Source organism: Pseudomonas fluorescens, assembly GCF_001307275.1.
In the GTDB taxonomy this organism is placed as follows: Bacteria; Pseudomonadota; Gammaproteobacteria; order Pseudomonadales; family Pseudomonadaceae; genus Aquipseudomonas; species Aquipseudomonas fluorescens_AA.
In genome coordinates this window covers 4,680,062-4,695,644 of sequence record NZ_CP012831.1, presented here as the reverse complement: position 1 = coordinate 4,695,644, position 15,583 = coordinate 4,680,062, and the positions used below count along the sequence as shown (strand labels likewise).

Here is a 15,583-nt window from a genome sequence, read left to right as displayed (position 1 = left end):
TTCTGGGGTATCCGGAATCAGTGGGCACAAGGCACAAAGGCAAGTCGTCCCTATGAAACGAATGCAAGCCGGAAAAATTAGCGTTTGGGAATTTGTGTCAGGAAGGGGGCAGGACGGAGATTTCGAGAATGATGTGGACGACTCATGTGGGAGCGAGCTTGCTCGCGATAGCGGTGGCTCAGCTTGCTGTTCGCTGACTGACACGACGCCATCGCGAGCAAGCTCGCTCCCCCAGGGGATGGATCACCCCAGCCAATGTGGGGAAGGCATTTGAATGAGCTGGGAATCCAATCAGGCGCTGATCGCCAACCCATGCCGCCGATGATGCACGCTCAACTGATCCTTGATCAGCCGCAGCACCTTGGCCTCGTGCTCGTGAATGAAGAAGTGCCCGCCCGCCAGCATGTCCACCGAGAAGCTGCCCGTGGTTTCCTGGCGCCAGCCCATCAGTTGCTCCGTGGTGGCCTTGTCGGTCGTGCCGCCGAACACATGCACCGGGCAGTCGAGCAGTGGCCGCTGCCGCGGCTGGAAGCGGCCGCACAGCAAAAAGTCGGCCCGCAGGATCGGCAGGGTCAGGGCCATCAGCTCTTCATTGGCCAGGATCTCCTCGCTCGTGCCGTTGAGGGTGCGCAGTTGCTCGATCAACTCAGCGTCGGTTTTCGCCTTGGCGAAACCGCGGTCGTAGTCGGCCCGCATCGTCGGCGCCGCGGTGCCGGAGGCAAACAGCGCCACCGGTTCCGGGCTGCCGAGTTCACGCAGGGCATGGGCGATTTCGCAGGCCAGCAGCGCACCCAGGCTGTGGCCGAACAAGGCGTACGGGGCCTGGAGCGTCGGGTACAGCTCCCGCGCCAGTTGCATCGCCAACGGGCCCATGTCGGTGTGCAGCGGCTCGTCGAAGCGCGCCCCGCGTCCCGGCAACTCCACCGGTTGCACATGCAGCCATTGCGGCAACTTGCGCCGCCAGCGGCTGTACACCATCGCGCTGGCGCCGGAATAAGGCAGGCACAGCAGGGTCAGTTGGGTCACTGCGGTTTTCTCCGATCGGTCGTGTAGGAAAGATAACGAGATCGTAACCCACAAAATTAGTCAAAACCGTTACGTTCGCTCCATCTTTCCCGTCCGACCTTATACTGGCGACCTCGACTCACTCCACCGCACAGGAGAACGCCATGGGCTGGTCCGCCAAGCAATACGTCACCTTCGAACAGGAACGTACCCGTCCGTCCCGGGACCTGCTCGCCGCCATTCCCCCCACACAGGCCCGTTCGGTGATCGACCTGGGCTGTGGCCCGGGCAATTCCACCGAACTGTTGGTGGAACATTTCAGCGGCGCCACGGTGCGCGGCCTCGACAGTTCCAGCGACATGGTCGACGCCGCACGCAAACGCTTGCCCGCCGTGGCGTTCGACACCGCGGACATCGGTCAGTGGGATGAGCCCGGGCCGTTCGACGTGATCTTCGCCAACGCCGTGCTGCAATGGCTGCCCGACCACGCCACCCTGCTGCCCTCGCTGATCGGCAAACTCGCCCCCGGTGGCAGCCTGGCGATCCAGATGCCCGACACCCTGCACCAGCCCTCCCACCGCTTGATGCGGGAAATCGCCGCCAACGGTCCCTGGGCCAGCCAACTGGCCGGGGCGGCGGATTCGCGTACCGAGGTGGAGGATCCCAGCACCTATTACTCGATCCTCAAGCCCCACTGCAGCCGCGTCGATGTGTGGCGCACCACCTACCATCACCCCTTGGCCGGCGGCGCCGCAGGCGTGGTGGAATGGTTCAAGGGCAGCGGCTTGCGGCCGTTTCTCGAACCGCTGGACGAGGCGCAACGCGAGCAGTACCTGGCGCACTACCTCAAGGCGATCGAGCAGGCTTATCCAGCCCTGGACGATGGGACCGTGCTGCTGCCGTTTCCCCGGGTGTTCATGGTCGCGACACGCTAGGGCGAGGGTCGATGACGCAGCGACGAGGGCCTAAATTTCTGCTCCGGCCCCTCGTTACCTGCTAAGACCAAAAACCCGCAAGAGTGACCGCCGTGGACCTGCAAACCATCCTGGGCAAGCTGTTCGCCAATGCCGGCGCCGTTGGTATCGAAGGCGTCTTCCAATTCGTGTTCGGCCCGCACCAGGCGTACTGGTCCGAGGTCAAGGCCAGCAGCCGCACCGAGGCTGGCCGCCACACCAGCCCCGACGTCACCATCGAGGTGGCGGAGAAGGACTTCCTCGGGATCATGGCCGGCATGGCCAACGTGGAAGAACTGTTCGCCAGCGGTCGCCTGAAGATCGGCGGCAACATGGGCCTGGCGACGTTGTTGCCGCAGATCATCGACCATGCCCGGCATGGCGGTGGCGTGGTGGAAAAGGTCGACATGAACAAGCGCTACCCCACCCCGCCGCGCTTCAGCGAAAAGCTCACCGCCAGCCTGCCGATCCAACGCAGCGTGCAACGGCGGCCTCGCAGCGGGCTGTCGGTGCAGGAGTTTCGCGCCCAGTACCTGCCCCACGGCATTCCGCTGGTCATCAGCGATGCCTTGCAGGACTGGCCGCTGTTCAAGCTCAGCCGCGAAGAATCCCTGGTGCATTTTGCCGAACTGCAAGGCATCACCCGCCACGGCGACTACGTGAAGAAGACCTTCTCCACCGAGCGGGACTTTCGCTCCACGTCCATGGCCGACTTCATCGCCTCCCTCGACAGCCCGGCGGCCAAGGGCGCCGACGGTGAACCACCGGCCTACATGGGTAACAACATCCTGCCGGCGCGGCTGATGGAGCAGATCAAGTTTCCGCCCTACTTCGACCCGTCGCTGTTCATCCCACCGCGCATCTGGATCGGCCCCAAGGGCACCCTGACACCGCTGCACCGCGACGACACCGACAACCTGTTCGCCCAAGTCTGGGGCCAGAAAATCTTCACCCTCGCCGCACCTCACCACCGCGAAGCCCTGGGCACCTGGTCCACGGCCCCCCAAGGCGGGCTGGACGGCTGCGACTTCAACCCAGACGCGCCGGACTACCAACGCTTCCCCCACGCCCGGGACGTGACCTTCATGCGCGTGACGCTGGAGGCTGGGGATTTGCTGTTTTTGCCGGAAGGCTGGTTCCATCAGGTGGAGTCGGTGTCGACGTCGTTGTCGGTGAATTTCTGGGTGAATTCAGGGCGGGGTTGGTAACGGTCGGCCTAAAGCAACATTCTTTGTGGCAGGAGGATTGTGGGAGCAAGGCTTGCCCGCGACGAAGGCAATGCGGTCTTTCAGAAATCGAGTCGCCTGTTTCGCGAGCAAGCTATGCTCCCACAGTCCCCTTGCCACAGGTTTGTGTTTGGACCTGGAATATGAAGACTGCTTCACCCAAGTGAACTCCACCCTCCCCACATCAGTCAGCAGGTAAGGCCCTCCATTCAAGGTGCTAGACCATGCAGATATCCCTCGCCCGACAGGTTGCCCTGGTCACCGGCGCCAGCTCCGGCATTGGCGCAGGCTCGGCCAGGGCGTTGGCCGACGCCGGTGCCGCGGTGGTGCTCAACTACCACTCCAGCGCCGGCCCGGCGCAAGACCTGGCCCGTGAAATCAACGCCAACGGCGGCCGCGCCATTGCCGTCGGTGCCGATGTGTCGAAGGAACACGAGGTCGAGCAGTTGTTCGCCCAAACCCTCGAAGCCTTTGGCACGCTGGACATCCTGGTGGCCAATTCCGGCCTGCAAAAAGACGCCGCCGCCGTCGACATGAGCCTGGCAGACTGGAACACCGTGATCGGCACCAACCTCACCGGCCAGTTCCTCTGTGCCCGCGCCGCCCTGCGGGTCTTCAACCGCCAGGGCATTCGCCAGGGCGTGTCCCGGGCCGCGGGCAAGATCATCCACATGAGTTCGGTGCACCAGCGCATTCCCTGGGCCGGCCACGTCAATTACGCCGCGTCCAAGGGCGGTGTCGATCTGCTGATGCAGAGCCTGGCCCAGGAAACCAGCCACCAGCGCATCCGCATCAACAGCATCGCCCCCGGTGCCATCCGCACGGCGATCAATCGCGAAGCCACCGAGGGCGAGCAGGAGCAAAAGCTGCTGGCGCTGATTCCCTACGGTCGCGTCGGCGATGTGGAGGACGTCGCCAACGCGGTGGTCTGGCTGGCCTCGGACTTGTCCGATTATGTGGTGGGCACCACGCTGTTCATCGATGGCGGGATGAGCCTTTACCCGGGGTTTCGTGGCAATGGCTGATCATGACGAACCGCAAAGCCCCATCGAGAACCACGGCATCATTGGCGACATGCGCACCGCCGCGCTGGTCAATGATCGCGGCAGTGTCGATTTTTTCTGCTGGCCGGAATTCGACAGCCCGTCGATCTTCTGCTCGCTGCTGGACACTGCGCAAGCAGGCATCTTCCAGCTCGCGCCAGACCTGCCGGATGCCCGTCGCCAACAAATCTACCTGCCCGACACCAACGTCCTGCAAACCCGCTGGCTGAGCGACGGCGCCGTAGTGGAACTCACCGACCTGCTGCCCATCGGCGACAGCGAGGACGATCTGCCGGTATTGATCCGCCGGGTGCGCATGACCATCGGCAGCGCGACGTTTCGCCTGCGCTGCGCGGTACGCCACGACTATGCCCGGGCCGCCACCACGGCGCGCCAGGACGGTGCCCACATCTGTTTCGAGGCGCCGGGACAACCGAGCCTGCGCTTGTGCGCCGACCAGCCCCTGACGCTGGACGGGAACGCAGCGGTGGCCGAGTTCACCCTTACACAAGGCCAGAGCGCCGAGTTCCTGCTGGGCGGCATCGACGACCCACGCCTTCAGGACGACGTCAGCGCGATCTGCCTGGAGCGGACCCTGGCGTTCTGGCGCGGCTGGATCGGCCAATCCAACTATCGCGGGCGCTGGCGGGAAATGGTCAATCGCTCGGCCCTGGCGCTGAAACTGCTGACCTCGCGCAAGCACGGCGCCATCCTCGCCGCCGCCACCTTCGGCCTGCCGGAAACCCGCGGCGGCGAGCGCAACTGGGATTACCGCTACACCTGGATCCGCGACGCTTCGTTCACGGTCTACGCGTTCATGCGCCTGGGCTTCGTCGAAGAAGCCAACGCCTATATGCGCTGGTTGCGCGGGCGGGTCAGCGACTGCTGTGACCAGCCGACCAAACTCAACATCCTCTACGGCCTGGACGGCAGGCTGGAGCTGCCGGAAACCGAGCTGCCGCACCTGAGCGGGTTCGGCAATGCGCAGCCGGTGCGCATCGGCAACCTGGCCTACCAGCAGGTGCAATTGGATATTTTCGGCGAGTTGATGGACGCGGTGTACCTGGTCAACAAATACGGCGAAGCCATCTCCCATGAAGGCTGGAAACACACCGTCGACGTGGTCGACCAGGTGTGCGAGGTCTGGCAGGACAAAGACGTGGGCATCTGGGAAATGCGCGGCGACAAGCAGCACTTCCTGCATTCGCGGCTGATGTGCTGGGTCGCCGTCGACCGCGCCATCCGCCTGGCCGAAAAACGCTCCCTGCCCGCCCCGTTCGCCCGCTGGGACGAGACCCGCCAGGCTATCTACCAAGACATCTGGACCAACTTCTGGAACGACGAACATCAGCACTTCATCCAGCGCCTGGGCAGCACCGCCCTCGACGGCTCGATGCTGTTGATGCCCCTGGTGCGTTTCGTCAGCGCCCGCGACCCGCGCTGGCTCTCCACACTCGATGCCATCGAAAAACACCTGGTGCGCGACGGCATGGTCTATCGCTACCGCAACGACGACAGCCCCATCGACGGCCTCAGCGGCATCGAAGGCTCATTCGCGGCCTGCTCGTTCTGGTACGTCGAATGCCTGGCCCGCGCCGGCCGCGTGGAAAAAGCCCAGCTGGAATTCGAACAACTGCTGCGCTACGCCAACCCGCTGGGGCTGTACGCCGAAGAGTTCGACAGCCACGGTTACCACTTGGGCAACACGCCCCAGGCCTTGACCCATCTGGCGTTGATCAGCGCGGCGAGTTTTCTGGACCGCAAGTTGAGCGGGGAGAAGAATCATTGGCAGCCGTGAGCGGAGTGGTCTGTGGCGAGGGAGCTTGCTCCCGCTCGACTGTGCAACAGTCGCAAGAATCCTGGGGTCGCTTCGCAACCCAGCGGGAGCAAGCTCCCTCGCCACAAGAACGGTGTGTCCGTTAGCCGGTCGTCTCCAGGTCATCCAACGCACGGTTGGCCAGCAATCTGGCCAACTCGATCAACTGCTGAATCCCCAGTGCTACGTGTCGCCGGGAGCCCTCCAGCTCGAACCCCAGGTCACTGACCAGCGCATCGGCCGAGGCCAGGGTTTCGCTGAGGCTGGTCAACACCGACTCGGTGTTTAGCCCGGGGACCACGGTGAACACCTGACCGTCCTGGGTATCGGGTTTGGCTGGGGTGGGAGACAAGTGAATGTCCAGCGCCCGGTCGGCGGCTTCGCGGAGTTTTTTTGTGTCGAGGGTGGTGTAGGCAGAAAGGTCTTCGGCGCGTGGAGGGTTGGGGGTGATCTTGACCATTGTGAAACTCCTGACTTGAAGTGGAGCTCACCCATCTCGTGACCAAACGAGGGTGGTGGGCTATACGCAGGTTGGTCAACCGGGAAGTCAGGCACCCGGCGCACTCGAAAGTGCCCCGCGCACAGCCCACCGCAAAGCATACCGACAAGCACGCAAAAAAGCGCCGACATGCTGAGGTTGGCGCGTGTGCGCCTGACATTGGACGGGTGACCAAACCCGGTCGCTGATTTTGCAGCGACGAGCAAAGCCTATCCCCGCCCCTTCCGAACCGGCAACCGACGCGACTCGTCAGAAAATTCCGGTTCACTTATTTTTTTGTAGGAACCACTCTCCAAAACTGCGGTTGCGGTCTTAGGTTTTATACGAAGTTCTTTGAAATCATCGTCCCCCCCCTAAACGCATCGTCACACCCTTTCCCGGCAACGGCCACACCTTTCTGTCTCCCGACGACTCGCAAAGCCGTTTTTTTGCAGTTAAGTCAGAGCCGGAGCAGTCCCGAGATCCACTGAATAGCATGCATACTGTGCTTCGATTAGGACCTCGCCAACAGCATCGACTTCTCCGCGCAAGATGGCGAGCTGAGCGTTGTGGAGTTCCCAGGGCTCTTGATCAACCAGCGCCACAAGCGTGTCGCTCATTGCACGAAGCAGCGCTGGTAACCTGTCATCGATCGATGCCTTATTGGCCTGCAAACGTGCGCGCGCGTCTATGCGTGCCAGACGCTCAATCTCGGGGCGATTGCTGAGACCAAAACCTTGCGTCTCCAAGACAGCAACGTCCATCACAGCTTCGGAGAACGCCCCCCACATACGAGAAGCGGTCTCGGGAATCGGCCGCAACCCCATAGCCTGTATCCACTCTCGCGCTTTGGACTCGGAAGGGAATAGTTGGTCATATCCGCCTACAGCGCACATCGGCACACACATGCCGTTCACCACCGGCATCACCGTCAGAGGCAAGGTGTCTTCAAGAAGAGACCGCCAGCTAGTCCAGCCTTCGGACAAGAACGAGGGCCAACGATGAATATGTTCAAGTTCAAACGTTACGAGCACCTCCAGAAAGGGCCACACCAGTAGCTCACCGCTCGACGATTTGACGTATACGCGCGCGCTGGAGGCTAGCGCCCGAAAGGACCGTTGCAAATCTCGCTCGATATTTCCTTTCCCCATCCTTGCTCGTTTGCGTGCCGACGCGCGGGCCTCTGCCAGAGCTTGGCCCTTTGGCGCACGCAGACGCCGATAAAGGAGTACCGGATTTGCACCGCGCTGCAATCCGTCCCCGGCTAACGCCCGCAAATCATCAATCAACTCGACAAGCGTTTCCAGCTCCGTTCTCGTTTGTGCTTCATGGACAACAATGTGCCAGGGCTCCACTTCAATAGATTCCCGAATACGCTTTTGGACGTCCCCAAGCCATGCGATGTACGGCCTAGCGTCTTCCGGCAACCTTGCAAACCGTCGAACCAAGTCAGCGCTGCAATCAAACAGGATATGTTGAAGGTTTGAATTTATTTGCCCCACCAACTCCCCTTCGGCGTCCTTGGCGAACCAGGGAAGACTCGGAGAAGGCATGGACTGAGAGCGTTCGTGAACATCTCCCAATCCTTCCAATGCTGCAGCACTTGGAGAGTTTCGAAATAGTCCGTCGAGTAGGTTGAGTAACCACGAGTTGAGTTGCTTTATATCGTCCGCTGCCTGCATGAGGTAAGAACCGTAGCTCTCAGGTGCTAACTTCGCACTGATTGCAGCGCCCCATCGGCGATTCCAAGCTGGCAACGAGTCTGGAGGAAGATTTGCTCGCGGAATTTTCTTTGTTGCAACGTGCCCCCCACCGTAGCCGAGCGGTTCTCCACTGGCAGTCACCGCACGCGCGATTGCAAGGTCTGCGGTAGGGCTCAAGGCTAGAAGCAATTCGCAAAGGGCAACAACGTCACCATGTGGGTCCGGCTGATACCTTGTGGGAGCAGCACGGATGTCACAGACGACCGCCAACCCTTCAGTCTCCTCACGCGTGCCAGCTTCCGTTGCCCAAGGCACTTCATCGCCGATACGCTTCAGAAGCGCTGATGCTCCAGCGTTTGACACCCACCGAGTCGCGACATCTTGATCTAACAGACGAACCGTTCCCAGCAACGCACTTACTTGGGATAGCTCGCCAGTCAGTAGGTCCGGCGACATCTCCATAAGCGCATCACGAAGAACTGGTGATAAAGTATGACCAACATGCGCTACCAACAAGGCATTTAGAGAAGCCAAGTCATCCACTTCTTCTAGCATTCTTTGGATGTCCGATGTGGACAATCTTTGGAGTAAACGACCGCGTAGGTTGCTTTGCGTAGACTGCATCTTCATCTGAGCAATGAGTCTGATTGCTGGTGCCGCATGCGTGGAAGCGAGGAAATCCGGCAATTCAATGCCTGAGACTCCGAACATTCCCACGAAGGATCTCTGGCTGAGCGGAACCTGAACTACCTCCGATGAACTGAGCCAAGCCTCGATTACTTGCCCTATTTGTCTCTCGCCAAGCCCATTGAGAGCAGCCGTCATCAAATGTGCTGACGATCGCTGATCCAGCTTCCCGACGAGTGCATCCAGCATGGCATCTTCTAAAGAAGGATGCAGCTCTAACGCCCTTGCAAGGAATATCCCAATGTCCGCCTCCAACACGGCGCCCAGGGCGAGCTCGAATGTCTCAGCCTGAGTTCGAAGGGAGATATGATCTGTCTCCTTAAGTAGATGATGTGACCGCAGTTCGTGAGCGCCGCCCATTGATCCATCGCCGAGATCACGCAGCAAGTGCTCATTTACAATACGTGGCAAAGAGGTGCCTATCTCAATTGCGCTGCGGTCGAGTACTTCGGGCAATCGCGCGACATCAACACGCGCGCCAATACAAGTGATAGCGGCGCATAGGCGGAGTACTTCCAATTCAACGTGACGAGTCGAATCGGTAGCTCGAACTGCGACTTGCTGGCGCAGCGTCTCATCTAGTCGAGAGCCTTGGGTGAGTATGTGCGCATACTCAAGCAACAGCCCTCTGGACGCAGTCCATGGTTCAAGCCAGTTCGTCCACTCAGTCATGCCTCGCTCACAAAGTTCGCGCCAGAACTGCTCGGCAAAGTCGTCCCCGGCCTGCACCGGGACTTCCAGCGCTTTGCTTCGTTCCGCCAGGGGATAGATGTCCTCTTCACGAATGGAAGCCAGCAGAACAAGACCAGGAAGAATGGCAACCTCCCTTGCAAGAGCATCCCAGCCATCCATCAGACCTGCGCTGAGGTTGTCTAAGAGGAAACCTACAGGCGCATCGGCTGAGGCGCAGCAGCTATTTGCCAAGGCAATCAAGTCGACTATGTCTTCAACAGTCAATCGACGAACACGGAACCATCTCACTGAATGCCGCAATGTGTAAGCAGCGTCCCACTGTAAAGCCGACTTACCAGCACCGGAGGGGCCTTTGAGCAGAACGTCTCTACGCTCACCCAGTGCTTTGACCACTGCATCGCGCAGAGCGACACGCTCGACAAGCAAACCGGCTACGACATGGCCTGGCTGAACGTCGACTCCTGAGAAGAAGTCCACATCTTCAAACGGCGTCGAGAAGTCCACGGCTTCACACAAACCACGTGATAAAGCAGCTTGAATGCGTGCCGACGTAAACATCGGAGCAAGTCTATTGAGCTCCAGTTCAACATCACTGGTGGACAGTCCTACAAAACCTCCACACTTTTTCATGCCATTGTCGTCAGCCAGATTGCCGGCGCGGCGCAGCACTGCGCCATAGTACGCATCGGCCTCAAGGGTCGTACAACCCCTCTGTACTTCAATCGCCTGATGAGCAGCACCTCGTGGATTTGGCATCACGTAGATACGGGTTCGAGCCAACAGCTCCGAGGCAATACCCTGCGGCAATGCCAGCATGACGGCGGGAAGCTCATGCAGCCAGGCGGTACCTTGGTTGCAAGACCATCCGGCAGCCTCGCGCTCAAGGATCAGCAGGTATGAGTCCTCTGGTTGCTCAGTGGTCCGACTCCACAGCTTCGTGAGAAAGGCTACTACCTCGCCCATCAGAAACGGACCTCGGTTTTCACGCCGCGATTTCACCTGGGCAAGGACGCGGCCTATTGGAGCATGCAACTCAATGTCATCGTCACCTTCTGGAATTACAAGACCATACGGAGAATGTCCGGCCCATCCTTGAAGAGCCAAGCATGCAGTCACCGCGTCTTGGTAGCGGAATCCTCGCCCCGCATGGGACCCTGCGCGAGAAGCCATCTGTTCTCCCTCTTAATGCGCGCGAATGCACGAAAATCTGACGATCTCGGCAGTACCTCAGCATAGACTCACACCAACCGCCCTGCGACCTAGGCCGCAATCTTCTGGAAGACTTGCGCCAGCACCTCCCTGTCTTGTTTTGAACTAGGAGCCAATGTTGCCACGAGCTCGGATACCAAACACATCTATCGCACCAATCGACAACTGCGCCGCAGAAGTTGCTCGCGAACCAATAACAACTACCGCTTACTGACACTTCCTTTCAGCGACAGATCGCACACGAGCAACTACTCATTGGCAATGAGATCGATGATTCAAAGAACCTCCTTAGGCCGCAAGTTCGGAACACCTAATTTCTGTGGCGAGAGGATTCGTCCTTTCTGGGCCGAAAAGCAGTCCTCAATAAGGCGCCCAAAATCAATCAGACACACCGAGCAGGTAGTTTTTGGAATGCTGCGCAACCCAACGGGAATAAATACCTTCGCCACAAAATCCAGTTCACCAAACGGTGTGCCTGTCAGGACGCAGGCCCTTTCAGTTCATGTCATCCAACGCACGGTTGGCCAGCAATCTGGCCAGCTCGATCAACTGCTGAATCCCCAGTGCTACGTGTCGCCGGGAGCCCTCCAGCTCGAACCCCAAGTCACTGACCAGCGCATCGGCCGAGGCCAGGGTTTCGCTGAGGCTGGTCAACACCGACTCGGTGTTTAGCCCGGGGACCACGGTGAACACCTGACCGTCCTGGGTATCGGGTTTGGCTGGGGTGGGAGACAAGTGAATGTCCAGCGCCCGGTCGGCGGCTTCGCGGAGTTTTTTTGTGTCGAGGGTGGTGTAGGCAGAAAGGTCTTCGGCGCGTGGAGGGTTGGGGGTGATCTTGACCATGACATGAATCTCCATTCGAACGTGGAGTTCACCATTTCCGCGACCAAGCAGAAGGTGGCGAACTGTACGCAGGTTGGTCGACCAGGGAATGGAAACCCGGCAGGGCCCGAAGCCCTCCCACGCACAGTCAGCCATAAAGCAGACAGCCGCTCGCGCGGCACCGTGCGCCATTCTAAACCCGGGCGACCAAACCCGGTCGCTGATTTTGCAGCGACGAGCAAAGCCTATCCCCGCCCCTTCCGAACCGGCAACCGACGCGACTCGTCAGAAAATTCCGGTACACCACATTTTTTGTAGGAACGCATAACCTGTGGCGAGGGAGCTTGCTCCCGCTCGACTGCGCATCAGGCGCAAGAATCCTGGGGTCGCTTCGCAACCCAGCGGGAGCAAGCTCCCTCGCCACAAGAGCATTGCAGTCTCCGGGTCCCCATTTATCACTCCGTCCCGTTAGAAGTTGCCAGCCCCCCAAACCCCTCCTAAGATCGATGCTCTCACGGGTGCAGCGGAGCTGCCCGATAAAAACCCGACTCAAGGACCTGACATGACCCATATCAAACGCCCCATCACCACCCCACCCCGAACAGGCCTGACCCGCGAAAACCTCTGGGAAGGCCAGGACCGGGGTCTGATAAAGTGCTGGGAAATCGGCCGCGACCGGGCGATGAAGTTTCCCGAACTGGCGCAACGTTGCCTGGCCGGTGAATTGCCGGTGCTGGGTTGGAAAGGTGGCGTCAGCCGCAGCCTGAAGAAAAACGAAAAATTCGGTTGCCTCAAGTACCTCGCCCAATGGCAGGGCCTGCGCGGTGAAGACCTGGACATCGACCTGACCCAGGAGCGCACCCTGACCTGTTCCAGCACGAACATGATCGTGACGTTTACCCCGGACCGGGCCAAATACGTCAACCAGGAACCTGCCTGAACGCAACCGCACACTGCCGGAGGCCGACATGAACCTTGAGCCCAGGATCGACTTCGCCGTCACGCCGTTGCTGCGCATCGCCTACGAAGAACACGGCCCCGCCAGCGGCGACCCCATCATCCTGCTGCACGGTTTTCCTTACGACCCCAGGGCGTTCGATGAAGTCGCGCCGGCCCTGGCCCAGCGTGGCTACCGGGTCATCGTGCCCTACCTGCGCGGCTACGGCCCGACCCGCTTCAACAACCCGGCCATCATGCGTTCCGGCCAGCAAGCGGCGTTGGCCCAGGACCTGCTGGACCTGATGCACGTACTCTCCATCCCCCAAGCGGCGCTGTGCGGCTACGACTGGGGCGGTCGGGCGGCGTGTATCGTCGCGGCCCTGTGGCCCGAGCGCGTGCGCTGCCTGGTGACCGGCGATGGCTACAACCTGCAGGACATTCCACGCTCCACCCAGCCGCTGGACCCGGAAACCGAACATCGCCTGTGGTACCAGTATTACTTCCACACGGCCCGGGGCGTCGAGGGCCTGACCCGGAACCGGCGCGAACTGTGTGACTTGCTCTGGCGCCTGTGGTCACCGACCTGGACACGGGGCGCCGAACGGTACCCCCTCAGTGCCGCGTCGTTCGATAACCCGGACTTCGTCGACGTGGTGATCCACTCCTACCGTCATCGCTTCATGTACGCGCCGGGCGACCCGACGCTGGAGTGGATGGAGGAACGGCTGGCGGCACAACCGGCCATCAGCGTGCCGAGCATTTCCCTGTGCGGCGCCGATGACGGCGTGGGGCCCGCGTCGGAACACGATGAAGACGTCGAGCATTTCACGGGGTTCTATGAGCGCCGAGTGCTGCCCGGTGTTGGCCACAACATTCCCCAGGAAGCCCCCGAGGCCACGCTCAAGGCATTGCTGGATCTGCTTGAAGGCTGACGGCGAACCGCTCGCGATAGGCCTGGGGCGTCACGCCCATGGCCCGCAGGAAACTGCGGCGTAGGGTTTCTTCGCTGCCGAAGCCACATTGCACCGCCACCCGCTTGATCGACACCGCCGTGTCGGCCAGCAGGCGGCGAGCGTTTTCCACGCGAATCAACTCCACGGCCCGCGCCGGGGTCTGGCCGGTGTCGGCGCGGTAGTGCCGTACAAAGCTGCGTTCGCTCATACCCACCTCGGCGGCCAGGCTCGACAGGCCCAGGTCACGGGTGAGGTTTTCGGCGATCCAGGCATGCAAGTCATCAAAACGACTGCCTTGCTTTTGTAGCGACAAGGTCACGCTGAACTGCGATTGGCCGCCGGGGCGCTTGAGGAACACCACCAGGTGCCGGGCGACCTCCAGGGCCACCGCACGGCCCAGGTCCTCCTCGACCAGCGCCAGGGCCAGGTCGATGCCGGCCGTGACCCCGGCCGAGGTCCAGACCGGACCGTCGTTGATGAAAATCGGGTTGGGTTCGACCCGTAATTGCGGATGTTGCTCGGCCAGTTGTTCGCAGCGGGTCCAGTGCGTCACCACGCGCCGTCCGTCCAGCCAACCGCTGGCGGCCAGCAGGAATGCCCCGGTGCACACCGACGCCACCCGGCGCGAACGCAGGCCGTGATCCTTGACCCAGGCCACCAGCGCCGGGTCCTTCGCCGCTTCGTACACACCCCAGCCTCCGGCGATCAACAGCGTGTCGCTGCCTTCGCTCGGCAGCGGCTCGGCCATCAGCGCCAACCCCGCCGAGGACATCACCGCCCCGCCGCCCACGGCGATGACCGTCGGCGTGTACGGCAGCGGCAGGCCTTGCTGGCGGGCCAGGTCGTTGGCCGATGCGAAGACCTGCAAGGGCCCAGTGACATCCAGCACTTGCACGTTGGCGAAGGCCAGGACATGAACGATTTTCGGAGAGTTGGGCATATTGGCGTGATTCGTGGGCTTATTGGCGTATACGCCAGAGCCTACGGATCTAAAGTAAAACCGTCCACCCCTCGGGCATCATCCAAAGGAGAACGCGACATGACGTTGCAGATCGGTTTGCTGTTATTTCCCCAAGTCCAGCAGTTGGACCTGACCGGCCCTTATGACGTGCTGGCCTCGTTGCCGGACGTGAAGGTCCACTTGGTCTGGAAGGACCTGGCGCCGGTCACCGCCAGCACCGGGCTGGTGTTGCTGCCCACCACCACGTTCGAGGACTGCCCGAAGCTCGACGTGATCTGCGTCCCTGGCGGGACCGGCGTCGGCCCCCTGATGGAAGACGAACAGACACTGGCCTTCATCAAGCGGCAAGCCGCCGACGCGAAATACATTACCTCGGTGTGTACCGGTGCGCTGGTGCTCGGTGCCGCGGGCCTGCTGCAAGGCAAGCGCGCCACCACTCACTGGGCCTATCACAGCCTGCTGCAAACCCTGGGCGCGACACCGGTCAAGGAGCGCGTAGTCCGCGATGGCAACCTGCTCACCGGTGGCGGCATCACGGCCGGGATCGACTTCGCCTTGACCCTGGCGGCCGAACTGTTCGACCAGGACACCGCCGAACTGGTCCAACTGCAACTCGAATACGCCCCTGCCCCTCCGTTCAACGCCGGCAGCCCGGACACCGCGCCGACGCGCGTGCTGGAAGAAGCGAACCGGCGTGCGGCCGAGTCGTTCCGGGTGCGCTCGCAAATCACCCAGCGTGCTGCGGCGCGGTTGGAACAGGCGTAACGATCAGTCCCGATGGAAATGAAATCCGTGGTGAGGGGGAGTTGTCCCCTCACCGCAAAGGTCATCGGTTCATCATCCCTCCTGGCGATACAACACCATCCCCGCGTGGTAGAGCACGCCTTCGCGAAAATCCCCATCGGCGGTGAAACCGGTGTCGTCGTGGTATTCGATATGGTCATCCTGTAGCCAGTAGTCGCCCTGATATGCGCTTTCACGTACACCTCGCGCTTCGTCATAGCGTCCGCCCGGCAGCAACCGATGGCGAATCACGCCATCAGCCGTCACCCATAGGCCGACGAATTTATCCTGGTCTCCAAATGCCTTTCTCAT

The 15,583-nt window shown here is 61.1% G+C and carries 13 protein-coding genes; 7 read left to right on the top strand and 6 right to left on the bottom strand.

Annotated elements, in window-relative coordinates; genetic code table 11:
- Positions 1-291 precede the first annotated feature (291 nt).
- On the bottom strand, positions 292-1,026 hold the full coding sequence (locus tag AO356_RS21120) for a thioesterase II family protein (RefSeq protein ID WP_060741391.1): 735 nt from the start codon (positions 1,024-1,026) through the stop codon (positions 292-294).
- Between the two features lie 143 nt (positions 1,027-1,169).
- Between AO356_RS21120 and tam the strand changes: the two genes are divergently transcribed.
- The 4 genes from tam (at position 1,170) to AO356_RS21100 (ending at position 6,025) form a co-directional block, all read left to right on the top strand.
- The gene (tam, locus tag AO356_RS21115) at positions 1,170-1,940 is read left to right on the top strand and encodes a trans-aconitate 2-methyltransferase (RefSeq protein ID WP_060741390.1); all 771 of its coding nucleotides are present in this window, start codon (positions 1,170-1,172) and stop codon (positions 1,938-1,940) included.
- Positions 1,941-2,032: 92 nt separating this feature from the next.
- Positions 2,033-3,166, top strand: coding sequence for a cupin-like domain-containing protein (locus tag AO356_RS21110; RefSeq protein ID WP_060741389.1), 1,134 nt, complete (start codon positions 2,033-2,035; stop codon positions 3,164-3,166).
- Positions 3,167-3,408: 242 nt separating this feature from the next.
- Positions 3,409-4,209, top strand: a complete 801-nt coding sequence (locus AO356_RS21105) for an SDR family oxidoreductase (protein ID WP_060741388.1) — start codon at positions 3,409-3,411, stop codon at positions 4,207-4,209.
- Positions 4,202-6,025, top strand: a complete 1,824-nt coding sequence (locus AO356_RS21100; protein ID WP_060741387.1) for a glycoside hydrolase family 15 protein — start codon at positions 4,202-4,204, stop codon at positions 6,023-6,025. Before AO356_RS21105 ends, AO356_RS21100 begins: the two co-directional genes overlap by 8 nt.
- Positions 6,026-6,146: 121 nt before the next feature.
- On the opposite strand, the gene AO356_RS21095 is transcribed toward AO356_RS21100, so the two are convergent.
- The 3 genes from AO356_RS21095 to AO356_RS21085 form a co-directional block, all read right to left on the bottom strand.
- Positions 6,147-6,503: a DUF6124 family protein gene (locus AO356_RS21095; RefSeq protein WP_060741386.1), complete on the bottom strand. Its 357-nt coding sequence runs from the start codon at positions 6,501-6,503 to the stop codon at positions 6,147-6,149.
- Positions 6,504-6,976: 473 nt separating this feature from the next.
- Positions 6,977-10,567 (bottom strand): hypothetical protein, encoded by a 3,591-nt coding sequence (locus AO356_RS21090; RefSeq protein ID WP_060741385.1) that lies wholly within the window; start codon positions 10,565-10,567, stop codon positions 6,977-6,979.
- A 741-nt stretch (positions 10,568-11,308) separates the two neighbouring features.
- A complete protein-coding gene (locus AO356_RS21085) occupies positions 11,309-11,656 on the bottom strand; it encodes a DUF6124 family protein (protein WP_060741384.1) in 348 nt (115 codons plus the stop codon).
- A 541-nt stretch (positions 11,657-12,197) separates the two neighbouring features.
- Between AO356_RS21085 and AO356_RS21080 the strand changes: the two genes are divergently transcribed.
- Together AO356_RS21080 and AO356_RS21075 are read left to right on the top strand one after the other, a co-directional pair.
- Entirely contained in the window at positions 12,198-12,575 is a 378-nt protein-coding gene (locus tag AO356_RS21080) for a hypothetical protein (RefSeq protein ID WP_060741383.1), read from the top strand.
- A gap of 28 nt (positions 12,576-12,603) precedes the next feature.
- Complete coding sequence (locus AO356_RS21075; protein ID WP_060741382.1) at positions 12,604-13,506, top strand: alpha/beta fold hydrolase; 903 nt, start codon at positions 12,604-12,606, stop codon at positions 13,504-13,506.
- On the opposite strand, the gene AO356_RS21070 is transcribed toward AO356_RS21075, so the two are convergent.
- The gene (locus AO356_RS21070) at positions 13,475-14,467 is read right to left on the bottom strand and encodes a GlxA family transcriptional regulator (RefSeq protein WP_060741381.1); all 993 of its coding nucleotides are present in this window, start codon (positions 14,465-14,467) and stop codon (positions 13,475-13,477) included. The genes AO356_RS21075 and AO356_RS21070 overlap by 32 nt on opposite strands.
- 99 nt (positions 14,468-14,566) lie before the next feature.
- On the opposite strand from AO356_RS21070, the gene inhA reads away from it, so the two are divergent.
- A complete protein-coding gene (gene inhA, locus AO356_RS21065) occupies positions 14,567-15,253 on the top strand; it encodes an isonitrile hydratase (protein WP_060741380.1) in 687 nt (228 codons plus the stop codon).
- A gap of 72 nt (positions 15,254-15,325) precedes the next feature.
- On the opposite strand, the gene AO356_RS21060 is transcribed toward inhA, so the two are convergent.
- Positions 15,326-15,583 carry an Atu4866 domain-containing protein gene (locus AO356_RS21060; RefSeq protein ID WP_060741379.1) on the bottom strand — a complete coding sequence of 86 codons (258 nt, stop codon included), beginning with the start codon at positions 15,581-15,583 and terminating at the stop codon, positions 15,326-15,328.